Source organism: Fibrobacter sp. UWR4, assembly GCF_003149045.1.
Classification (GTDB): Bacteria; Fibrobacterota; Fibrobacteria; order Fibrobacterales; family Fibrobacteraceae; genus Fibrobacter.
Genome location: NZ_QGDU01000005.1, coordinates 111,783 through 134,920, shown reverse-complemented (window position 1 = coordinate 134,920; position 23,138 = coordinate 111,783). Strand labels below are relative to the sequence as shown.

Here is a 23,138-nt window from a genome sequence, read left to right as displayed (position 1 = left end):
TGTAGATGTAAAGATAGCCTACGAATGGGAATCGGAATCGAGAGAATCATCTAGCAAGGCTGCCTAAATGCTTCCACACATGTTGATGATGCCTCTAAAAAACTGTACTATTTGTTTCTCTGTAGGTCTGTTTTACCTAAAAAATCGTTAAAATCAGGGGAAAAATGGCTCTAAACTTCTATATTGGATGTATGCGCTTTTATTCCCAGCTGTACCACGAATCTGTATCTTACGCCCCTAAAAGGGTGGCGGATCCCATTGTTCTGCACTGGGAAAAACAGACTCCTGGCGACCGACGGTATAAGGGAAAATCACGTATAGACCTTCATCCGGGCGAAATTCCGCCATGGATTTATGGGTCCGGAGATGGTTTGCGGCCGGTTGGCGTGTATGTGGTGCTACGGGGGAGGAATATTCCCGATGGTATTTATGCCTATGACCGTGAGGGCCGTAGCGGAGCTCCTGATGTTGTCGGTCAGCTGGTTCGCATTGGTGGAAAAACTGAAATGGAATCCCTGCTGGAGGCTTTCCCGGATAGGGATTTTGTGAAAAGTACTCCGGTGCTTTATGTCTTTACTGGAATTCTGGAAAGATCTGTCTGGCGTTATGGCGAGAGTGCCTATTCCCAGGTGCAGAAGGATGTGGGATCCTGTATTGCTTCGATTATGCTGAACGAAAAGGCTCGTGGTTCGAAGGTTTTTCCGTTGAGTGGTTTTGTGGATGATCATCTTGCGGTTACATTGGGACTATCTTCGACGGAAGTTCCGCTGGCCTGTATGGCGGTCTTTCCGGAATACAGCGAGATAGCCTTCGACTCTATGGATGATGGTGTGGGGGAATCCGCTTACTCCAATCGTGCTGAGATGGATTTGACCCTAGGGGTTGCCGCAGATGAAAATGCTGTGTATGATGCTGCCTGCAGATACCCCTCCCGATTTATGCGTCAGAATCGCGGGGAGTGCATTAACGATCTTTCCAAGTGCATTCGTGTAAGACGGTTGGCTACGCAGGCGCTACCTGGCGATGAATTCCCGCTGACTCCGGTGAAGTTCACTAATGAACGATATTTTGATGGTATCGTCCACTCGGATGGAGCGGTTGCTGTGACTCAGAGGGCAAAACCTTTCTCCCGTAAGGGCATGGACCTGGATGATTTTTCCAGCATGTTGAGATGGCTAGAATTAGGCAATATTAACCTGTTTGGTGCAGGTTTGCTAAAAATCTGGGTGGTTATTTTTGACGTAATGTTTGTGTACCCTGGGGTGTACCGCTATATTCCTGTTCGCAAGTCCATCTATATGCAGTCTGGCCAGGTGGTTTCCCGTAAGTTCTGGAAATGTCATGGGGTGCCCTCTCAGGTGGAAAACTGTGCCTTTGCGGTTGTGATGACTGCTGATCTGGAAGAAGCATGCAACCTTCTTGGGGAGCGTGCGTATCGCTTACTGAATATGAATGCCGGCTATATTGCTGAATCCTTGCGACTGTCCGGCTTGGTCTTGCATAAGATCACCCGCAGTGAACATTTCTTCTATCAGGATGAAATCAGGAATCTTTGCGGTATTCCCGAAAAGGAAAGTGTGCTGGCAGAAGTGCTGGTGGGAAAATAAAAAGTTTACCCAATCAACTGCAACAGAATGGGTGCAACTACGGCGGTGAAGATGCCGGCGATGCCGATGGCCAGGGAACTCATGGCGCCTTGGGTTTCACCGATTTCCATGGCACGGGTAGTGCCTAGTGCGTGGCTAGCTGTACCGATGGCAATACCCTGTGCCACCTTGTGCTTAATGCGGAAGAACTTGCAAACCACAGAAGCAGTGACGGCTCCAGTAATTCCCGTAATCACAATGGAAATAATGGTAATGCTGGGAATGCCGCCAATCTGTTCGGAAACTACGGAGCCCATGGGAATGGTGATGGACTTTGGAACCAAGGAAAGCATCAAGGTTTCGCTAAGGCCTACCAATTTAGAGGTTGCCACCACACAACAAATGGAGGTGAGGCTACCGACGGCGATGCCTGCCAAAATCGGGAGCCAGTGCTTTTTGAGGTTGCCCAGCTGCCTGTACAAGGGAACGGCCAAAACCACAGTGGCGGGGCCAAGCATGACGGAAACGTAGTCGCCGCCAATCTTGTAACTGTCGTAGCTGATTCCCGTAATCATCAGGAATCCCACAATGAGAATGAGGCCGATGAGCAGCGGGTTCAAGATGGAGTACTTGAATTTCTTGTTCAGAGCCACGCCCACTTCGAAGGCGGCCAAGGTCAGGAAAATTCCGAACAGGGGCGAGTTGATGATGGTGTTCATTTCTTCCCCCTAGTGGATTGTTTCATTTCGTCATCTTCAAGTTGTTCGATGTTCAGACGCTTTTCTTGATGGCCAATGAGAAACTGCGTGGTAAGGCCGGTGGCTGCCAAGCTGATGAGCGTCAGCACAATGCAAAGAAGGAGTAGGGTGGGCCACTGGCTGAGAATGTCGTCGCCAACGGTCATAATGGCGATGCTTGGCGGCAAGAAGAAAAGTGCCAGATGGTTCAAGAAGAAACTGGAAACGCCGGAAATCTGCTCCGGTTTGAGAATTTTAGTACAAAGTAATATAAGGAGCAGAACCATGCCGAGAATGTTGCCCGGGATAGGGATGCCAACCACTCGGTTCAGAAATTCGCCTGCCAGGCAAATGGCAAAAATCACGGCAATTTGAAGAGGTATTCTCATAGCGGCCCAAATATAAAAGTTATTGGTTAAAGGAACAAGGGTAAAAGAGAAATATGGTGATGTTGTCGCGGTTATATTTGCTAGCGGCTAAGGGCTCTTGGCTGATAATCCTGCTTTAATTGCTATATTCCTACATATGAAGATTGTATTTATGGGTACGCCGGAATTTGCGGCATGTTTTTTGAAGCACTTGAAAGAAAGTGACTTTGCAGAAGTTGTTGGTGTTGTAACTCAGCCGGATCGCCCCGCTGGCCGTGGCCGCGTGCTGACTCCGCCGCCTGTGAAGAGCCTGGCTCTGGAATATGGCCTGCCGGTGTTACAGCCTGTGGACCTGAAGGCTCCCGAATTTGAAGAAGAACTCCGCGCCTTTGGCGCAGATCTCTTTGTGGTGGTGGCTTACTCCATTCTGCCCAAGAACATTCTTGGTGTTGCCAAGTTCGGTGCCGTAAACGTTCACGGCAGTATGTTGCCTAAGTACCGTGGTGCCGCTCCTGTGCAGCGCGCCATTGCCGACGGCCTGCCTGCTACTGGCGTTACTGTTTTCCGCCTGGATGAAAAGATGGACCATGGCCCTATTCTTGCACAGCGCGAAATTATCATCGACCATCAGGACACTACCGCAAGCCTTCTGGAAAAGATGGTGGCTCCGGGCTGCGACGCCTTGGACGATGCAATCAACCAGTTGATTACCGGCACCGAAAAGGATTTGACCCAGGATCACGCCCAGGCTTCTGGCGCTCCCAAGCTGAAGAAGGAAGAAGGTCTCATCGACTTCAATCTTCCGGCCAAGGTGATTCACGACCGCATCCGTGCTTTCAATCCGTGGCCCGGTGGCTATGGCAAGCTGGGTGGCCGTATGGTCTACCTCCGCATTACAGACACTCCCGCAAACGGTCCCAGCCTCGCTCCTGGCGCAGTCGCCTTCAAGGATAAGCGTTTCTATGTAGGTACTGGCGAAGGTCTCCTGGAAGTGATCGAAATCCAGGCTGAAGGCAAGAAGCCCATGCCGGTGGCAGACTTTATGCGTGGCATCCAGAATCACGAGGGACTTTCATTTTGCTAAACGACTCTAGACGCGATTCCGCCAAGCGCGATGCTTTGAAGGATCGTAAGGACGCCTACCGCGTTCTCCTTCAGTGGGCTGATAATGGAGCTTTCATTAAGGATGGTTGCCTTTCTCCCTTTGCCATGGAAATTGCATTGGGTGTTTGCCGTCGTCACCTCTATCTGGAATATTTCATCAAGACTCTCGTCAAGAAGATGCCTCTTCCTGAACTTCAGATTGTTTTGGAAATGGGACTGTTCCAGATGTTCTTTATGAACGTTCCCGATTATGCAGCCGTCAGCACTTCCGTGGAATTGTCTAAGGTCATTGGCTTTGGTGATGGTGCTGGACGTCTTATTAACGGTGTGCTGGGTGCTGCCAAGAAGGCTGGCTTCCCGCAGTTGCCGCCCCAGCGTGTTCGCCGCGTGTCTATCGAAAACTCTGTGCCGGAATGGATTGTGCGTCGCTGGTTTGACGTCTATGGCGGTGACGCTGCAGAAGCTCTTGCCAAGAAGACTCTGGACCGTCCTGCAGACTGGCTTCGTGTGAATCTTCAGAAGACTTCCGCTCCCAAGCTGGCTCAGAAATTGGGATTTGAAAACGCATCCATCTTGTATGATCGTTTTATTGAAGTTCCCGCAGATGCAAAACTGAAGCCCATTCTGGAATCAGATGCTTTCGTTAAGGGTGAATTCAGTTTCCAGAATCCCTCCGCATATGATGTGGTGAAACTTCTGGATTTGAAACCTGGCCTGAAGGTTTGGGATGCATGTGCTGCTCCTGGCGGCAAGACCGCTCTTATGGCAGAAATGGATGGCTCTCTGGATATTCTTGCCAGTGATAATTCCGAAAACCGTCTTGCTAAAATGCAGGATTTGAGGAACCGTCTCGGCCTTGAAAATGTCAGGATGGAATGCATCGATCTTGCAGCAATGAAGTCCGTAGGCTCTTCTCAGACTCTTAAGAAAAAGAATGCCTTTGACCGCATTCTTCTGGATGTGCCCTGCAGTAATATGGGCGTCATTGCGAGACGTCCCGAAGCAATTTATCGCTTGACTCAGAATTCCTTGAAGGAACTTGCGGAACTCCAGTTGAAGATTCTGGAGAATGCTGCGGACTATTTGAATGACAGTCCTGACGCTCGCTTGGTGTATGCTACTTGTAGCCCCGATCCCATGGAAACCACTCAGGTCATTGCAAAATTCCTGAAGTCCCATCCGGAATTCGAGAAGGTGGACGAAGCTGTTCTTCCGGGCTCCCGTGATTCTCGTTTTGACGGGTTCTTCGCTCAGGCTCTAAAGAGAAAATAATGCGATATTTGCTTGCTGTTTTGCTTTTTATGTCTGTTTCATTCGCCCAGAATGACGCGTTTTCTAAGTTGTTCGTTTCCGCAGAAGTTGGTGAAGTTTACCCTTGGGGTGACTTGATTGATGCTGTTGACGACACTTTCTATGGTGGCTTTGGTTTGCGCTACTCCTATCTGGATGATGTTGATGGCTTTTTGACCGCAAGCTATGTTTATTTTAAACCGAAGCCAGATGATGTCCCCTATGATGGCGTACATCAAATTTCCGGAAAGATAGGCGTTGATTGGCGCCTGCCTATTCTCAATCCAGTCATGTTGGGAATTGGTTTTGCTTGCAATTTAAGCGCTGCTGATTTGAGAAAAGGACAAACTAAGGAGGATGTTTATTGGTCTCCTGGAGGAAGCCTTTATGACAAGGAAACTGAATTTGGCTGGTTTGCACGCTTGAATATTCCTGTGTGGAATTTTAAGAATTATCGCGTGGGATTGAATTTTGCATGGGAAGAAATCTGGACGTTGCCAAAGCGTTCTGATATGCTTCTTGCTTCCATCTATGTGGAAAGGAAGATTTGGTAATGATGAAGTCAGCTCTTTTTTTCTTTGTGGCTGCCGCAGTTGTTTCCTTTGCATCCGTTCCTGCTGAAATGGAAGGTATGGAAGTTGTTTCTCGCGGAGACGGAACTTTCCTGGTGGGTGGTCCCACTTCCTATTTTGATCGTATCCTTGGTGCAGGCGGCATTCATTCCGAATCCGAACTTTGGACTCCTGAAAAATTACGTCAGAGATTGTTGTTGAATCGAATGTCCATCGTCCCGAGTTGGGATGTGATGGAACCTTCCGTGTGGATGAAGACAGGCAATGAAATGGGGGACATGATCTATTATGATATGATCCGCGAGGGGGACCAATTGGATAATAGAACTCCCATTTTGGAAGGTGGCTTCCGCACTCCGAACTTCAATGGATTCTGGGCTACAGCAAGATTCTTCCAGGATGATTTTTACGCAGAAGATACGCGCTTCTTTAGACGTCGATTTGTATCAGATGAATTCGCCTTCTTTGGGGAAAACTACCCGCTGTTCAGTACGATCTATGGTGGGATTGGCTATACCAATGATTTCATGAACGCATCTGTTTTGGTTGGTGAAGAGTATTTGTGGCAACAGGGTAAGAGTCTGTTCTGGATTCCTGTTCATTACAAACCTCGTATAGAATCTCGAGTGGACGTCAAGAACCTTTCCGTAACTGTAGTGTATGAAGATGCGGAATACGAAAACGTTCGTGATCATCAAATGGGTTCTCGCAAGGAAGTGAATGGTTCCGTTTACTACCAGTGCGGAGATGCTTGTAAACAGGGCGTTTTCCAAGTTGCAGCCGGTTTGCAGTTCCGTGCAGTGGATGATTCTGGCTATGTGTATTCAAAGCTGGAGGAAGATGTAGTTGTTCTTCCCTTCATGCAACTTCGGGTTCAACCATTGCAGAATCTCACCGCCGATGTGATGTTGGCTGTCAATGATCGAGATTGGCTTGTGCAGGATAGCGTTGAAATGAATTTGCCTGTAGCAAAACAGATGAATCTGAATTTTGGCGTAAAGAATATTTCTGGAACCCGCTTGAATCCTATTGGGGAAACTGCTGAGATATTGTATGGCGATACAATTAGCCTAGTTGCTGATGGTCATGCGGATTTGATTCAGGGATATGCTTCTTTTGTAGATACTATTGGCAATTTTAGCTTAGAACTTCGTGGAAGTTTTTGGATGGAATATGGTGCGGAAACCTTTGACCCAGATGGATATGAAACGGATCAGTATGGCCTTACGCATTTTCTGTATTATCGTTATGGAGATGTATCTCGAATTAACGAATGGATTTATGGTTTGACTGGAGAGCTGTGGCTAAACGCCTGGTACGAAGACTGGTTCAACTTTACTGCTATGGCTGGTTTTGAACATATTGATGGCCCCTCTCGTGAATTTGAAGTAACTCCGGCTGAATTTTATACTGCATTCTCCGCAGATTGGTTTATTCGAAAGTCCTTCAAGATTTCCCATAGTGTACACTATCGCAGTGATGCCCGTTGGAACTTGGTTGCCCCTCAGGCCTTTGTGGTCAAGGGCGATTGGTATTGGGATGCCACCTTTGAACAGCAGTTCCATAAACAGGGATTGTTCCTTACAGGATCTATTCTTCACGCATTAGGAAAGGAACGTTTTGAAGCTCCTAATGCAAACCCTGGAAGAGTTCGCTTTGTCTGTACGGTAAAGAAAACCTTCTAGGCTTCTAACAGTTTTAAGGATTTGAGGCAGAACGTGCTGGCGAAAGTTTCATGGGCTGCCTTTTTTTCTACCCAGGAATAAACGGCTTTTTTTTGTGTGCCGCCGGTGGAATCAGTCTTGTGATTTGAAAAAACTTTAGATGCAACTTTTGCGGTTACATCCAACTGCACGTGAAGTACGTCGCAAGTCATTTTGTGAACCGTAATATTGTGCTTGAAGGATCCTACCGCAGAAACGTCCTTCACTTGATCCGCGTTGACAAACGATTCCGCCTGGCCAGGCAATCCTGCTGCCGCACTTTTCTGGGATTCAAAGTGGGGGAGCGTTATCTGGTTGTTGAAGAACTTCTGACCACCGTGAACGGCGAGAATTTTTCCGTCGGAACTTTCCACAATAAGAACGGTTCCGTGCCAATCTTTCTGGATATGTTTTTTTGCGGGAGGATATTCCTCGGTCCTGTTCTGGGCAAATGCCTTGCAGCCGCCTTTCAGCGGGCAGTTTCTGCAATCCGGATTTTTCACCTTGCAGACTCTGCGGCCCAGTTCCATCAGGGCTTCGTTATGCAAATAAGCTTTTGGATGATCCGCCACCTGTCGGGCGTAATCCCAATAGGTTTCGCTGCAATTAGGTTCGTTGGAACCTGCAGGGCGCTTGTCTGTAGGGAGGAAATCCAGCAAAAGGTAGCGGGAAAAAATCCTTACAAGATTTCCGTCTAGAATAGCTTCCCTCTGGTGGTATGCAAGACTCAGGATGGCTCCAGCAGTGTACGCGCCAATGCCTGGCAATGCTTCCAGTTCCTTTCGGGTCCGGGGCAGTTCGTGGCACGATTTTGCGGGTTGCTCAATGCCTGCAATTTGTTGAGCTGTTTTAAGGATATTTCGTGCCCTGCTGTAATAGCCCAATCCTTGCCAGTACTTAAAGACATCTTCCTCGCTAGCGGCGGCCAGTGTGGCGATGTCAGGAAACCGCTTCATCCATCGGGTGAAATAATCCATGACTGTTGCAACCTGGGTCTGTTGCAGCATGGTTTCGCTAATCCATACAGTGTAGGGATCTCTGGCCGTTTCCAAGTCAAGAGGACGCCACGGCAGTGCTGCGGCGTTTTTTAAAAACCAATTGCGAAGTTCTTTTAGTTCCTGGGAATCCATTTTTGCGTTGACCCACACGGCTGAAAGATCGCGCCTTATTCCTAGAATCTTACAGCTTGTAGAAGTCCTTAGCTACTTGACGGAAATATTCAAACTGGGCCTTGCTGGAATTTTCCAGAGTGTAGCGTTTACTGCGTTCGTGGCAGTTCTTGCGCATCAGTTCGTATTCTTCAGGCTTTTCCAGTTTCATCTTACGGCATTCTTCCAAAGCTTCGATCCATTTATCTTCTTCGATAGGAAGAATCTTTCCGTATTTCTCGTTTTCGACAATGTTGCGGGGACCGCCATAGTTGCTGACGATGGCGGGGGTGCCTGTGGACATGGCTTCCACCACCACGTTTCCGAAGGTATCCGTAGTACTGGGGAACAGGAAAAAGTCTGCATCTGCATAGAGGCTGGAAAGGGTCTCGCCTCCTTGCTCGCCTGCAAAGTGAACGCTGTCATCACCTTCAAAGAACTTCTTGATTTCTTCAAGATACCATCCGTAACCAACGTACATCAGTTCCACGTCGTTATGGTGTGCAGCGAATTTCTTCCATACGTTGTTTAGGAATTCAAGATTCTTTTCCTTGGAAATTCGTCCAATGAAAGCAAAACGAACTGGACGCTGTTCTCGGCTGCATCCGTATTTTTCCCAAACACCCTTACTGCGACTTTCGGGTTGGAATCTTTCTAGCGGGAGGCCGCGGGGCATCAGACGTACCTGCTCTCTGGGGACTTTCAGCTCGTTTACCAGCGCATCGGAATAGTCGTCGCAGGGACTAATGACTGGACGTGCCATCCAGTAGAAAATTTGCATTAGCTTCAGCACGTAGTAGTGCATCCACTTGGCCTTCACCAAAGTACGTGTATACTGGGGAACATCGGTGCGGTAGTGGCTCATGACCTTGATGCCGGCAAGCTTTGCGCAAATGCAAATAAGCCATGCTCCAGGAGACGGTGTTTCCAGTTCTACGATGTCTATGGGATATCGTTTCAGCAGACGTAATACGGGGCTTACGCGAGGAATTGCCAGTTCGCTGTTGGCGTATCCCAACTGTTCCATACTGAACATACGGGGCAGAAGCATGCAGTAGCTGTTTTCTACAACACCGCAGGGACGGGTGTTGAAAGCGTTTCCTGCAAGGAATGCCTTTAGACCATGAGCGCGCATATAGGGAATGACGTTACGCAGGTTGTTTGCGATGCCGTTGGTCTCGTCCAGGTTGTCGGAGTAATAAAGTACGCTGATATCGTCAGGGTTCTTTGAAAGTCTTGCCTTGCGTTCCTTCTTTAAGTAGGAACGCAACTTCAAAAGTCTTGGAAGGTTTAACAGAGCTGAACCAAAAACGATGGGCGGAATCCAGCAGGTGCGAATGTTTCCTGGCGGCTTGTGCTTGATTCCGTAGCTTTTGGAAAAGGTACTTGTTACCGTACGGCCGTAGATGGGGGGACGGGTGTCCAATTGATCTGTAGGCTTAAGCTTGTTGCTCATGTTACGTCCCTTCATTGAACTTGACGCATTCGTCATATTTAACGCCGTTACCACCAAAAAGGTCCAGGGCACTTCCGATGGTCAAGTCAATTTTTCCGCCGGAAATTTCTTTACAATGCTGAAGGTCCGCTAAGGACTTGGCTCCGCCTGCATAGGTTACAGGAATGGGACTTTCCTTTGCCAGGAAACGGATTAAGTCATCGTCCATCCCCTGCTGTTTTCCTTCAACGTCTGCGGCGTGAACAAGGAACTCGTCGCAGTAGCGGGCAAGTTCGTTCAGTGTTTCAGAAGTAATCTGGATGTCGATGAGAGTCTGCCAGCGATTGATGGCGATGCTCCACTGGGGCTTGCCATTGGCATCTACGCCTGTGCGCTTGCAACTCAAATCCAATACAAGGCGATCCTTGCCAACGGTAGATACCAATCGGTTCAGGCGCTCCATATCCAGCTTTCCTTCTGGAAAAATCCAGCTGGTGACAATTACATGGCTTGCTCCAGCATCCAGGTATTCCTTTGCGTTGTCCGCTGTAATACCGCCTCCAACTTGGAGACCACCTGGATAAGCTGCAAGGGCTGTTTTAGCGGCTTCCACGTTACCTTTGCCCAACATGATAACATGACCACCCTTGATGTGGTCCTTCTTGTATAATTCTGCAAACCATGCAGGAGACCTGTCTGTCTCGAAATTGGTCTTTAGACCCGCTCCTGAATCGCTCAGGGAGCTACCTACGATCTGCTTTACTTTGCCATCGTGAAGGTCAATGCAAGGGCGAAATTTTGTCATTAGTCCTTGGCTCCTGTAATACACCAATCAATCTTTTTACCGTGGCTACCGTCGGAACGACCTCGATAGAAGAACACTTCTCCGCCGGCGGCAACTTTGAAGGCTTTCTTTGCAAACCAGCCGTCAATTTTATCCAGAATGCTAGCCTTTTGATAAGTCTTGTTGGCTGCAAACTGAAGGGCGGGAGTGTCGTCGTTCCATTCGATGTTCAGGTTCCCTTTGGGGAATCCTTTACCACTATAATTTGTATCCCCATCCTTAACGGATTTTGCAGTGACAACTCGGTTGCCTTCGGGACCGTTATAGATGGCGTATCCCATTGCCTTTCCGTCGTTGGTCATGGAAATACGGCCCGCAAAAAGGGGGGAGCGGGCATTTGTGCTAATGTTGATAGAACGGGCAGCTATGTCTGTTGCTTGGACCGTTTGCCAAATCTGGTCCATGTAGGCATATCCCTTCACCTGGAGGGTGTCTTCATTATAGGCAATCTTTCCTGAAACGCGACCATAGGGGATATGGACGAATTGTCCCATCTTGGCGGAACCGACATTCCAGACCCCGTTACCGATGGTTTTTCCTGCTTCTGCAGATTCGAATGTTACATCCAATAGAAATTTCCCATCCTTGTCGGCAGAGAAAAGAACGTGATGGCCTTTTCCGGGTTTCTTTTCCATGAGATATTCATTCTTAATGTTTAGAGTTGCAGATGCCTTGTCGGCTTTTAGACGTTCCGGCGGGTATTGACGTCCGACGGTATATGTTTTTCCCTTGAAGTTCCACAAGGTCATGTCGCAACCTAGCTTGGTTCCGGATCCTGGAACATAAAGGATTGCGTAATTTACGAAAGCTCGAGTGCCGTTGTCAAATACGAACTGGTAACTCCAGGTCTCGTTAAATTCCTTGGTGGAAATGGGGTGGGGCATAAAGTCGTCTACGGTAGTCCCCCGGGGACTGCCTTTGGGTGCAACCACATCTACGGCAAGGACGGATGTTGCCATAAATAGCAGCGTGAACAGCAATGTCTTGATGTTCTTTACCATTACAGGCGCAGATCCTTTCCCATGCCCATTTTCAGTTCAATACGGCGACGCAAGACCATTTCATTGAAAAGGTCTGTTAGACTATCTTCCATGCTGATCATAGGTTTCCAGCCAATGTCCATAACCTTGGAAGGATCTCCGATCAGCAGGGGAATTTCGTTACGACGTTCGTAACCTGGATCAAAACGGAAGTCCACGCTTACGTCTGCGATATCCACCATCATTTCGACTACTTCTCGAATGGTGTAGGACTTGCCGCAGCAAAGGTTGTATACTTCACCGGAATCGGCCTGATTGAGAATTTGGATCATACCGCGGGCAACATCGCGGACGTCGATGATGTCTCGGCTGACATCCAGGCTACCGGAATAGATGATCGGTTCTGCGCCATAATACTTGATTTTCACCAGCTGGTAGGCGATGGACGGAATTACAAAACGACGACTATGGTGAGGTCCGGTAAAATAGAAGGGGCGAACAAATACCACATGCAAGCCGTTGGCGTTGCGGAACTGATTGCCTAGAAGCTCCATGCAGGCCTTGGATGTTGCATAGGGGGTAAGAGGATTAGGAGGATCCACTTCCTTATGGAGGTAGGTCAAGTTCTTTTCGGTGCGGCCATAGATTTCGCTGGAGCTAAGCAGCATGATCTTTGCTTTTGGACAGACTTGTCGTGCTGCTTCCAGGAGGTTCTGAGTTCCCATCAGGTTGATGTTCAATGTTTCGTTGGGCTTCATATAGCTGAGGCCAACGGAAGACTGGCTTGCCAGATGGTAAATGTGGGTGGGGTTTACCTTCTGGAGCATTTCAAGGACATCCTTGAAATTAAGAAGATCGCCGTTTAAATAGCTGGCACCCTCCACTTTTTGCCAGGGCTGCGGCTGTTCATCACTAAAACTGTAAAGGTCGTGGGAGGTTCCGCATAAGCTAGAAAGAATGTGGTAACCAAGTGCGCCTGTTCCGCCAGTAACAAGAATACTCATAATTAACCTCTAATTGCTTCCCAAGATTGTGCCACAATCTGCTTGTCAATATTGGTCACTTTCTTCACTGCACCAATCTTGGTGGGGAGAATGTAGACACGGGTTCCCTTTTCTGCCTTCTTATCAACGGCCATGGCATCCCATGCGGCATCTACATTGATGTTGTAGGTAGTGGGGAATCCCAGATCATCCATAAGTTTATTGTGACGTGCTTCCTCTTCCTTGGTGATCATTCCCAGAAGTACGGATGCGCGTGCGGCGACTCGCATACCCAGGCTAACGGCGATGCCATGAGTGTAGGTGGTGTAGTGCGTCAAGTTTTCAATGGCGTGGCCGAAGGTATGACCGTAGTTGAGAATTGCGCGGAGACCCGCTTCCTTTTCGTCAATGCCGACGACTTCCGCCTTAATAGCACAGCTGCGGTAAATCAGGTGCTTCAGAACGTCCAGATTGTGGGCCTTGATTTCGGCAACGTGGTCTTCCATGTATCGGAAAAATTCTTCGTCATAAATTACGCCGTACTTTACAATTTCGGCAAGCCCTGCCAGGTACTCATTTTCGGGCAAAGTGCTAAGAACGGCCATGTCGCAGACTACCGCTTCCGGCTGGTAGAATGCGCCAATCATATTCTTGCCTTCGGGATGATTCACCGCAACCTTCCCGCCAACAGAACTATCCACCATGGAAAGAAGGGTGGTGGGGAACTGGATGAAGGGTATGCCTCGCTGGTAGGTGGCGGCACCGAAGCCTGCCATATCGCCTACGACGCCACCGCTAAACTGCAAGAGGCAGCTTTTGCGGGTGTAACCGCGGTGCAGCATAAAACTATAAAGCTGATTCAGGTTATGGAGGGTCTTATTCTTTTCTCCAGCCTGGAACTTGAACACGGGGCAGCGTCCTGCCTGATTGCGCAAATCTCCAAGAGTGCGGCTCTGGGCCTTTGCGATGTTTGTATCTGTACAGACGAGGAATTCGTATTTCGGGGTCAGGCGTAAACCTTCCAGCATGACACCCACGTCGGATACGATGTTCTTGCCGATGAAGATGGGATAACGTCCGCCACTACTGGGCAATACATCCAGAGCATGATTTTCCCAGAAGTTCAAAATGTGAAGAATCTTCTCGATGACATGTTCTTCAGTAAATTCATTGGAACTTTCAACGCTGAAATCCGCGTGTGCGTAATTGGGTTCACGTTCCTTCAGCATCTGCTTGATTTTTTCAAGACGTTCCTCGTCGCTGAGGTTTGCCAGCAGGGGACGAGTATTCTTGCGGCCGATTCGTTCGGAGAGTACTTCCGGTTTTGCCCATAGACGAATGATGGTTCCATTTTCACGAATCACCTTCAGGTTTGCTGCCTGGGTCAGAGCGCCTCCACCGAGGGAAATTACATGAGGTTCTTCCTTGCAGGCGAATTCGGCAACCACTTCACGTTCCATTTCGCGGAACTTGGGTTCCCCGTCCTGCTCGAAAATTTCACTGATGGTCTTGCCAGCGCGTTCTACAATGACTGCGTCAGTGTCTACATAGGGACGGTGCAAACGATCTGCAAGAGCTCTGCCGGTACGGGATTTTCCGCTAGCCATGAATCCGGTAAAAAAGATGTGCTTCATAAATTAACCTTGCATTCCTTTGCGCATAATAGCGGCCAGTTCGTCATTTGTCTTGTCTTGAGTTTCCTTGGGGAACCACTTGCGGAAACTTTCAATACCCTGGTGGACCAGCATGCCTTCGCCAGTCACGATCTTGCATCCCTTTTCTTCTGCCATCTGCAGAAGCTTGGTGCATAGGGGGGTGTACACGATGTCGCACACCGTCTGGTGACTGTGCAGGTCCTTCATCGTTAGGGGAGACTCATCTACGTTGGGTGTCATCCCTACGGATGTCGCATTGATAATGATGTTGATGTCGGGAGAGACCGCATAAAAGTCCTGGAAGGTCACCGCCTGGACTTCCTTTGCTCGCCCGTCAAAAAACTTGTTAAGGCTGTCTGACAGTGCCAAGCCCTTGTCCAGGTTTCTGCAGACGATTGTTACCTGGTTTCCCATTTCTACCAGGGCGTAGGCGATTGCCTTTGCTGCGCCGCCGTTTCCAAGGAGGGCGATGGTGGTGTTCTGGGGTGTGACTCCAAATTCTTCCAGGTTGCGGATACAGCCATAGGGGTCTGTTGTAGTTCCGCACAGGATGCCTCCTACATTGCCGTCCTTCCAGTACAGAGTGTTTACGCTGCCGGTAAAGCGGGAAATGTCTGATAGTTCATCCACCAGATCCATAACGGGAGTCTTGTAGGGAATAGTGACGTTTGCCCCTCTAAAACGAAGCGCGCGGAAACCCTTGATGGCTTCGGCCAGATTTTCTGGCTCGGGAGCGTAGGGCAGATAAGCCGCATTAATGCCCAGCGCATCGAAAAGTGCATTGTGCATTAGCGGGGATTTGCTGTGTCCGACGGGATAACCGAAAATACAGAGTGTTTCGGTTTTTCCGTTAATCTTTTGCTGGCTCAAAAAAACCTCTTTTTCTTACATCACAAAGATATATAAAAAAGGAATAAAGCGAAAAAATGATGGGGGATAATAACGAAAAAGTCCTGGAAAAAACCAGGACTTAAACGTATGTAACAAAAACGAAATGTTTGTTACTGTCTAGCGGCAAGCTCTTCAGGTGTGCGGCAAAGGATGTCCCAGTCTCCGCGCTTGATGATCTTGTAGGCATAGCCCTGTTCAGTCAGGAACAGCTGACGGTTCATGGCAAATTCCTGTTCCTTGGAATCCTGAGTCACGATGCTGTAGAAATGTGCAGCACCTCCGTCGCTCTTGGGACGGAGCACTCGACCGAGACGCTGCGCTTCTTCCTGACGGCTACCGAATGTACCGGAAATCTGGATTAGCACGTTGGCGTCGGGAAGGTCGATAGCGAAGTTACCTACCTTGGATACCATCAGGTTTTTCAGGGTACCATCACGGAATTTGGCGTAAAGTACGTCGCGTTCCTTGTTGGGCGTCTTACCCGTAATGAGAGGAATGTCCAGCACCTTGGAAAGGTTTTCCAGCTGTTCGATGTACTGACCGATAATCAGGACGCGATCGTCCGGCTTGTCGTAATACTTCAGCAGGCGTTGCACGATGTCCGTCTTTTCGGGATTGCAGCTAGCAAGAGTAATCTTTTCGCGGACGGGAGCCAGGGCGTACTTCATCTTCATTTCCGCTTCCAGAGGGATGCGGATTTCGTTACAGTCTGCAGTGGCAATCCAGCCCTGGGCTTCAAGAATGCGCCAAGGAATGTCGTATTTTTTAGGACCTATCAGACTGAATACTTCTGTTTCCTTGTGGTCTTCACGAACGAGGGTTGCTGTAAGTCCCAAACGGCGGGTGGCCTGCATTTCGGTACTCAGGCGGAACACCGGGGCGGGAAGCAGGTGGACTTCGTCGTAAATCATGAGGCCCCACTTCTGCTGGCTGAACAGCGGGAAGTTGGCCAGTTCCTTCTTCACTTCTTCTTCGGAACCTTCTTCCAGGTCGATTTCGGTGACTTCCTCGTTAGCCTTCTTGGCGCGTTTGCGCTGAGTGAGAATCTGGTAGGTGGCTACGGTAACGGGGCCGATTTCCTTTACTTCGCCGGAGTATTCCTTCACCATGTCGGGAGTCAGATCTGTCTTGTCGCAGATTTCGCGAATCCACTGGCGGGATGCGGAAATATTCGGTGTCAAGATCAATGTCTTGGTCTGGATCAAGGCCATGGTGGCAATGCCGATGACTGTCTTGCCGGAACCGCAGGGCAATACGATAACGCCGGAACCGCCCTTCTCGGAACCGGAGGCGTAGAACACCTGGGCTGCTTCCTTCTGGTAGTCGCGGAGCTTGAATTCCTTGCCGGAAAGCATGGTGTCGCGGAGTTTGATGGGCAAGGGATCGCCCACGGTGTAGCCAGCCAGGTCTTCCACCGGGAAGCCTGCGTTGGTAAGAGCCATCTTCAGGTGACCGCGGCGTTCAGGATCCACGATGGCGTGGGTGTCGTCGATAAATTCCTTGATGTAAGGCTCCACTTCTTTCAGCTTGCAGATTTCCGTAAACATGAACTTGTCGTCGGATTCTACGATCAAGTTGTCTCCGTCATCCTTCTTCATGCGGAGGAGGCCGTAGCGACCCATGTAGTCTTCCACTTCGGTAATGACGGTCTGGGGAATGGGGTAACGGCTCTGGCTTTCCAGGCGTTCCAAAACTTCTTTTGCGCGGAGGCCGGTAGATGCGGCATTCCACAGGCTAAGGGGGCTGATCTTGTAAGTGTGTAGATGCTCGGGGCTCTTCACCAGTTCGGTGAAAGGAGCGATTGCGTCACGAGCTGCTTCGTAGGTGGGAGCGTCCACTTCCACCATAATTTCCATGTTACTTTGAACAATAATTGCGCCATTCGGATTCATAGGGGCGCTAATTTAGAAAAATTTGGAAATTGTCGCAAGTGCGCCCTCGACCCCAAGGGGTCTTCGGCCCCGAGTCTGTTCTTGCGGTAAAATGAAAAAAGGCTCGGGGTGGAAAAGGGAATGTTCGTTCGCAGTCACCCTGCTTCGCAGGGCTGCTCACTCACCCTAAAGGGCTTATCGCTTCGCTTAAAGCTCATTATTTTCCTTTTCGCACTTCGTGCATAAGAAAAATATTGACGCCTTCGGCGTCCGCTTGGTCGGCTCGGCAATAAAAATCTATAAATAGATTTTTACAGCACTCGCCTCGGGCGCTACTGCCGCCCCCTCTTCGAGGGTGCTTGATTCCCTTTCTCTACTTCTAAAAAAAGAAAAACACCACTTTAGTGGTGTTCTTTCTTTTTTAGAGCGGGAAAAGGGACTCGGACCCTCGACCCCGACCTTGGCAAGGTCGTGCTCTACCAACTGAGCTATTCCCGCGAGGTGACCCAATGTTAGAAATAAAAATTCAGGTTGTCAAGGGATTTGCAGAGAAAAAATCATAATTGCGTTCTTTTTTCCCTTTAATTCAAATGATCCAGCCTTGGTGCAGATGAATCTGTGGGGGAGGGGAAGGGGTAACTGAGCGAAAAAATCCTCTGAAATAAGGAAATCCTGACCAAGTTTGGTACAGAGGGATTGAATTCTGGAGGTGGTGTTGAGTACGTCCCCATGATAAGCCATTTCGCTACCGAAGTTGCCTACTTCCGTGGAAATTACTTTCCCGCAATGGACTGCTGCCTTGAAATCTGGAGCGACGCCGTAACGTTTGAGGAATTTTCTCTGGGTATGGAACAGGGCGTCCTTGAAATCGAAGAAACAGTTTAGGGGTCTAGCCTTGTGCTTGCAGGCGGCTGTTTTCCAGGTGAGGAATGCTCCATCACCGGCAATCTGGTAAATTTCACCCTGGTTTTCTTCGCAGCAGTTGGAGAGGAGCTTGTAATAGTCCCTGATGAAGTTACTGTACTTAACGTTTCCCAGTTCTTCGCATATCGTCGTTGAGTTTTTCAGATCCATGAACATAAACACTAGGTCCTCCTCCTTTGGGTCTTGATATTTACCCAACAAGGTGTTCACGAAGACTCTAGTACCAAACTTTTTATGGACGGAACGAACGAATGTAATAAGGTGGCCGAGGATGAAGAGGGAAACGATCTGGATATGGGTAGAGGGTTCCTTGAAGATTTCCCGGATCTTGGTGACTGACGCCACGTTGATAATGCCGTTCTCGCGATCGATTTTCCAGATGACAATGCATAGGATCAGGTTCGCGCAGATACTTGCCATAAAAAAGCTGGAACGAATCAGAAGGGCCGCAATAACCGGTCTACGGTCCATTTCGTCCTGAAGGATCACCACGTCGTAAATGCCATGGGAAAGCCCCATGAGCATGGACAGCTGAAGCATCAGCATCACTTTGTCCATGTTCATCCCAGAGGAGGATCCATAGGTGAGAAGACTGGTGACTCCGATAACGACGAAGACCCAGCTAAACATATAGAAGCAGAGTGCTTTGAACTTTCGTTGTGTTAAACGCGTCATTGCCATGGTTTCGCCCCGCTAGTGGATAAACAGGGGCAATGCCCAGAACATGGCGATCAGGATGATGTCCTTGTAGGAATCGTCCAGAAGCAAGGTGGACGCCAGAAAGAAGATAATGGTAGATAACGTCAAAAACAGAAGGAGCGGCAGCTTCTTCTTGATTTTTTTCTTCCAAGTTTTTTTATTCTCGTTATCCATATCCTTTATATAATCTAAATTTTCAAAAAGAAAACAAAGTTTAGAATTTTTTTTGTCATAAAAAGCATGTTTAGCCTGTATATTCACATTCCCTTTTGCAAAAAAGTTTGTGATTATTGCGATTTTCGCGTACTTCCTGCCAGTGAGAAACTGTTTCAGGAGTATTCAGACCTGGTTTGTCGTGAAATTGAGCTTTATGAAAACCGTCACCCAGGATTGTTGAAAACTGCGGAAACTTTATATTTGGGGGGCGGAACGCCTTCTATGCTGCCGTCAGATTGTCTCAGCCAGGTATTTGGCAGCCTCCAGTCCGTTGGGGTGAACATTTCGGGGCTTCGAGAGATTTCCATGGAGTTTAATCCGGAGTCCACCACTCCTGAAACAGTAGAAAATGCCCTGAAATTGGGGGTAAAACGGTTCAGTTTAGGGCTTCAGACCTTTGATCAGGAACTGCTTGCCCGGATTGGACGAGCCCATTCGGTAGAGGCGGGGGAGGCGGCGCTTCGTCTTTTGACGGATTGTCCTGAAATTCGCGTTTCCGGGGATTTGATGTTTAGTTTGCCTGGACAGTCCGTGGAAGGTTTCCTTAGGGATGTGGATCGTCTTAGTGAGTTCCCTCTGACCCATATCAGTTTTTACGGGCTGACTGTAAATCCCAGAACAATTCTTGGTCAAAAAGTTCAGAAAGAAATCTTCAAAATAGATGAAGATCTTTATGAACCGATGTATAACGGTGGTGTGGAACTCCTTGATAGAAAAGGATTTACACGATATGAAGTTTCCAATTTTGCAAAGCCAGGCTTTGAAAGTATTCACAATCAAAATTATTGGCAACGGGGCGAATATGCCGGTTTTGGACCGGGCGCTCACAGCTATGTAGGGAATAGGCGTTTTTTTGCTCCAGAGATATACCCTAGGTGGCGCGATTACGTGAGGAATGGGGCTCCGGAGAAACTCCTGGCGGTCGATGAATTGTCCGAAGATGACGTCCTGATGGAGCTCTTCTGGCTATCCCTAAGGCAATCCTCCGGCTTAGACCTGTTGGAACTGGAAAAACTGGGATATAAACTCCCGAATTGTGCTTTGGAAAAGTGGTTAAAGCATGGGTATTTGCAGGTGACGGATTCTCCTGAGACCGTTAACATCCGGCTTCAGGACAGGGGCTGGATCTTTATGGACGATATTGTTACGGACCTTGCGAACCGTTGTTCCAAGTTGGAATAGGGTTCCGTGTGCAAAACCCTGAGATATGAGTCACAGGGGCTTATTTTCATTTAATGGAATGCAAAAAAAAACATACATTTGATTAATGTATGGGGTACGAATATCCGTACCCGGAATTTGAGGTTGAACATGTGGGGTAGTCGTCAACATATTTTTCAGCTTTTAGGGCTGTTGCTGCTTTTGCTTGCAACAGGTACTTTTGCTGCGGAAGGCGATGAATCCTCCAAGGTTAAAGATGTTGACTGCGTCAATTATGATGGTTCTCCGGACGGACGTTGTGTCTATCTGCGCGTTTTAAGGTCTCAGGGTTTTAGTCTTTTTGTTGAAGCCCATGACGAAGATACGCTGTCTGCGGACGCCGTTAAGATAAATTCTCGTCAATACGCGCTGAAAAATACTGACTTCTATGTGTATGCGCCTTTGGCTGACAACGATTCCATTTATCTCTTCCGCTATGAAGGTGCCATTGGGGATTCTGTCCATAATCTGGATAAGGTAAATTCTGGCGAAAGAGCTCTTGCGAACTTCGGCATCAAGGGAATGTATCCTTATGTTAACATTCCTGTCGGTACTGCTAGTTCTCCCTCTGCTAAACCCGATACTTCCCGCATTTACAACATCTATGCTCCTGCTCTGAAATATTATGTCGCTGGTGAGGAGGTCACGGATGCAACCAAACTGCAACTGGAGGTCGGGGATTCTCTGCAGATCGATGTGGAAGCTGTTGTGACGATCGGCCCTGATGCCAATGCCGTAGATACGACTGTGGATAAGGAAAAGTTTTACGTATCCACATTTGGGGATAGTGACAATTTGATTTTCAAGACCCTTTCCGGTGCTGACTTGGAAACTGCAAACGGAAAGGCTTACGTTATCTTCAGTAAGGGTAAGAGCAGCTTCCTGGTCTACGCATCTGCATCTGTTACGGATGGCTCCAATTTTACATTGAGTGGTTACAAGAATCCAGGGGATTCCAAAAAGTACTTTGTAGAAGGTCCATTCCCTGGTGAACTTCGATTTGGTAATCCTGATCTGCCGGATTTGGAAAGCGCCGTCATCTTTGATACCGATGGCGATGGTATGGGCGATAGCATTTCTGTCCAGTTTGCCGGTAACATGGATTCCGTGGATGTGAAGGATTTCTTCTACAACTGGCCCTCTGGCGATAAGTTCAAGAAGTATTCCGGAGATGAAACTCGCACTGGAGACCAGTTTGGTCTGCCTGATATTGACGAGGCTCTCCAGGACAAGGATGCTTCCGGTGTATTGAAGGCCTATGTCTGTTCCTCTGTGGGGAATCGTTGCGACACTCTGCGCACGAACATTAAGGATAGCGTCGGTGCTGTAATTCAGGTTGCCACTCTGGTAAAGGGTAGTGGCGATACGGATACCTTGATTGTTCGCTTCAATAAGGATGTGGATGAATCCTGGACTGAGGGGGAAGGCCTGAAACTGAATGGGGAGCGCATTTATGCAGAAGCCATCCAGAAGGATGGAAATGTCTGGAAATTCCTGGTAGCTTCTGGCGTTGTGTCTGTGGGTGATAAGGTGAAGATTGAAACGGACTGTGGAAAGGACGCCTGTCCGGATGGAATTCTGACGGCTGCAGATGGAATTCCCACCAGCAAGAACAATCAGGAAGTTCCTGTTCAGAATTCTGGCCGTATCTATATGAGCGAAAATAACGGCTTCTACGATCGTGATGGTGATGGTCGTCTGGATAGCGTTTCCGTAGGTTTTGAAACTCCCATTACGGAAGATGACCTGAAGAACATGAATCTCACCTTCTACTGGCTGGATAACGATGGTGATGTGATTGAACTGAATCCTTCTCCTCGTGATTTGACCCTTTCTTCTGATGGAACTGTTCTTGGATTCTCCATTGATCCTAAGTCCTACGATGTGATGGAAAAACTTACTGCAGTGGATCCGACTCGAGTGTCCAAGACTTCTGATGGTAGGGAATATGGATACGCAACGCTTTCCAATAAGGTGACTATCGATGGAAAGGATACTACGGAAGAAGTTCGCTTTGAAATGAACGATTATATGGCGCCGGTTATCGCCAGCAACTTCCTTAATCCGGAATCCTTCCAGTACATGTCTCCGGACAAGTTTGTGGTGACTTTCTCTGAACCGATCGATTATGAAAAGTTCTCCATGACAGACGATTGCCTGTCCTTCTATGTGGATGGTGCCTGGATTCACTATAGTCTGACTTCTGTGGAATGGAGCGACGGAGGTCGTAAGGCGACTTTCTATATGGAAGCAGGAACGGATCTGGCGGAACGTATGAATCCTGCAGATTCCGTGAAGTTTGACAACTTTACCAGTGGTCTTGTGGATGCTAACGGTAACCGCGTTTCTGAACAGGCTCCTTCCGTAATGGTAGAGGGGGATCCTCGCGTCATTATGCAGACAACTTCCTTTGCTGATTTGAATCGCGCAGAAGAACTGAGTGACCGTGTGAAACCGTTTACCATTGACCATGTGAAGACTTCCCTGGACAAGGATAATGCTGCTTCTCTGGGCGTACTGATGGATGTGGGTTTCTCTACCATTATGAATAGCGACTCCGGTGCGAGCGTCCTGGATCTTGAAAACAGCGGTCTTGTCTGGGAACTTTACGTCTACACCAATATGGGTGTCTATGTGGGAAGCGCTTCCGGAAAGATAGCCTGTGATGACGAATTCTTTGAAGGAAACTGTTTTGAAAATCCCGACAAGCTTTATGTCCGCTGGAATATGCGTTCCGATGACGGCCGTAAGGTTGGAGTAGGTGTTTATCTTGCCAAGTTCAAGGTAAAAGTATTTGGTGCAAAGGAAGAATTTTTGATTGAAAGAGTCTTTAGGTGGGGCATTACTGGTTCCAGGAAGTGAGCCGCCCAAAGAGGATTTCAGAGGTTAGCGATATGTTGAAAACAACAAAATATATCTCAACTTTATTGAT

Annotated in this window: 19 protein-coding genes and 1 tRNA gene; 7 read left to right on the top strand and 13 right to left on the bottom strand. The window is 48.4% G+C overall.

Annotated features, from left to right (window positions below):
• Positions 1 to 191 precede the first annotated feature (191 nt).
• Positions 192 to 1,607, top strand: coding sequence for a nitroreductase family protein (locus BGX12_RS03520; protein WP_109734709.1), 1,416 nt, complete (start codon positions 192 to 194; stop codon positions 1,605 to 1,607).
• Positions 1,608 to 1,612: 5 nt separating this feature from the next.
• On the opposite strand, the gene BGX12_RS03515 is transcribed toward BGX12_RS03520, so the two are convergent.
• Positions 1,613 to 2,305, bottom strand: a complete 693-nt coding sequence (locus BGX12_RS03515; protein ID WP_233246233.1) for an LrgB family protein — start codon at positions 2,303 to 2,305, stop codon at positions 1,613 to 1,615.
• Positions 2,302 to 2,712: a CidA/LrgA family protein gene (locus tag BGX12_RS03510; protein ID WP_109734699.1), complete on the bottom strand. Its 411-nt coding sequence runs from the start codon at positions 2,710 to 2,712 to the stop codon at positions 2,302 to 2,304. Before BGX12_RS03510 ends, BGX12_RS03515 begins: the two co-directional genes overlap by 4 nt.
• Positions 2,713 to 2,848: 136 nt before the next feature.
• On the opposite strand from BGX12_RS03510, the gene fmt reads away from it, so the two are divergent.
• From fmt to BGX12_RS03490, 4 genes are read left to right on the top strand one after another with little or no spacing between them, the layout of a single operon-like run.
• Positions 2,849 to 3,775, top strand: a complete 927-nt coding sequence (fmt, locus tag BGX12_RS03505; RefSeq protein ID WP_109734698.1) for a methionyl-tRNA formyltransferase — start codon at positions 2,849 to 2,851, stop codon at positions 3,773 to 3,775.
• Positions 3,769 to 5,067: a transcription antitermination factor NusB gene (locus BGX12_RS03500; RefSeq protein WP_233246232.1), complete on the top strand. Its 1,299-nt coding sequence runs from the start codon at positions 3,769 to 3,771 to the stop codon at positions 5,065 to 5,067. Before fmt ends, BGX12_RS03500 begins: the two co-directional genes overlap by 7 nt.
• Positions 5,068 to 5,096: 29 nt before the next feature.
• Positions 5,097 to 5,639, top strand: coding sequence for a hypothetical protein (locus BGX12_RS03495; protein ID WP_146196230.1), 543 nt, complete (start codon positions 5,097 to 5,099; stop codon positions 5,637 to 5,639).
• Positions 5,639 to 7,342: a hypothetical protein gene (locus BGX12_RS03490; RefSeq protein ID WP_109734696.1), complete on the top strand. Its 1,704-nt coding sequence runs from the start codon at positions 5,639 to 5,641 to the stop codon at positions 7,340 to 7,342. The genes BGX12_RS03495 and BGX12_RS03490 overlap by 1 nt, the downstream gene beginning before the upstream one ends.
• Here BGX12_RS03490 and BGX12_RS03485 read toward each other — a convergent pair.
• From BGX12_RS03485 to BGX12_RS03435, 11 genes are all read right to left on the bottom strand, one after another.
• Positions 7,339 to 8,508 (bottom strand): A/G-specific adenine glycosylase, encoded by a 1,170-nt coding sequence (locus BGX12_RS03485; RefSeq protein WP_233246231.1) that lies wholly within the window; start codon positions 8,506 to 8,508, stop codon positions 7,339 to 7,341. The two genes, BGX12_RS03490 and BGX12_RS03485, sit on opposite strands and share 4 nt — an antisense overlap.
• Positions 8,509 to 8,539: 31 nt before the next feature.
• A complete protein-coding gene (locus BGX12_RS03480; RefSeq protein WP_233246230.1) occupies positions 8,540 to 9,964 on the bottom strand; it encodes a glycosyltransferase in 1,425 nt (474 codons plus the stop codon).
• A gap of 1 nt (position 9,965) precedes the next feature.
• The gene (gene hisA, locus BGX12_RS03475) at positions 9,966 to 10,748 is read right to left on the bottom strand and encodes a phosphoribosylformimino-5-aminoimidazole carboxamide ribotide isomerase (protein ID WP_109734694.1); all 783 of its coding nucleotides are present in this window, start codon (positions 10,746 to 10,748) and stop codon (positions 9,966 to 9,968) included.
• On the bottom strand, positions 10,748 to 11,788 hold the full coding sequence (locus BGX12_RS03470; RefSeq protein WP_109734693.1) for a hypothetical protein: 1,041 nt from the start codon (positions 11,786 to 11,788) through the stop codon (positions 10,748 to 10,750). Before BGX12_RS03470 ends, hisA begins: the two co-directional genes overlap by 1 nt.
• On the bottom strand, positions 11,788 to 12,771 hold the full coding sequence (locus tag BGX12_RS03465) for a GDP-mannose 4,6-dehydratase (RefSeq protein WP_109734692.1): 984 nt from the start codon (positions 12,769 to 12,771) through the stop codon (positions 11,788 to 11,790). The genes BGX12_RS03470 and BGX12_RS03465 overlap by 1 nt, the downstream gene beginning before the upstream one ends.
• Before the next feature lie 2 nt (positions 12,772 to 12,773).
• Positions 12,774 to 14,384: a 3-dehydroquinate synthase gene (aroB, locus tag BGX12_RS03460; protein ID WP_109734691.1), complete on the bottom strand. Its 1,611-nt coding sequence runs from the start codon at positions 14,382 to 14,384 to the stop codon at positions 12,774 to 12,776.
• A 3-nt stretch (positions 14,385 to 14,387) separates the two neighbouring features.
• Positions 14,388 to 15,275 carry a shikimate dehydrogenase gene (aroE, locus tag BGX12_RS03455; RefSeq protein ID WP_233246229.1) on the bottom strand — a complete coding sequence of 296 codons (888 nt, stop codon included), beginning with the start codon at positions 15,273 to 15,275 and terminating at the stop codon, positions 14,388 to 14,390.
• 131 nt (positions 15,276 to 15,406) lie between these two features.
• Complete coding sequence (locus BGX12_RS03450; protein WP_109734690.1) at positions 15,407 to 17,188, bottom strand: DNA repair helicase XPB; 1,782 nt, start codon at positions 17,186 to 17,188, stop codon at positions 15,407 to 15,409.
• 404 nt (positions 17,189 to 17,592) lie between these two features.
• A tRNA-Gly gene (locus tag BGX12_RS03445) sits at positions 17,593 to 17,665 on the bottom strand.
• Positions 17,666 to 17,701: 36 nt separating this feature from the next.
• Positions 17,702 to 18,772 (bottom strand): adenylate/guanylate cyclase domain-containing protein, encoded by a 1,071-nt coding sequence (locus tag BGX12_RS03440; protein WP_109734689.1) that lies wholly within the window; start codon positions 18,770 to 18,772, stop codon positions 17,702 to 17,704.
• Between the two features lie 12 nt (positions 18,773 to 18,784).
• The gene (locus BGX12_RS03435; protein ID WP_109734688.1) at positions 18,785 to 18,964 is read right to left on the bottom strand and encodes a hypothetical protein; all 180 of its coding nucleotides are present in this window, start codon (positions 18,962 to 18,964) and stop codon (positions 18,785 to 18,787) included.
• Positions 18,965 to 19,030: 66 nt separating this feature from the next.
• Here BGX12_RS03435 and hemW point away from each other — a divergent pair, with 66 nt between their 5' ends.
• Positions 19,031 to 20,188, top strand: a complete 1,158-nt coding sequence (hemW, locus tag BGX12_RS03430) for a radical SAM family heme chaperone HemW (RefSeq protein WP_109734687.1) — start codon at positions 19,031 to 19,033, stop codon at positions 20,186 to 20,188.
• A gap of 129 nt (positions 20,189 to 20,317) precedes the next feature.
• Positions 20,318 to 23,068, top strand: a complete 2,751-nt coding sequence (locus BGX12_RS03425; RefSeq protein ID WP_109734686.1) for a hypothetical protein — start codon at positions 20,318 to 20,320, stop codon at positions 23,066 to 23,068.
• The last annotated feature ends 70 nt before the right edge of the window (positions 23,069 to 23,138 follow it).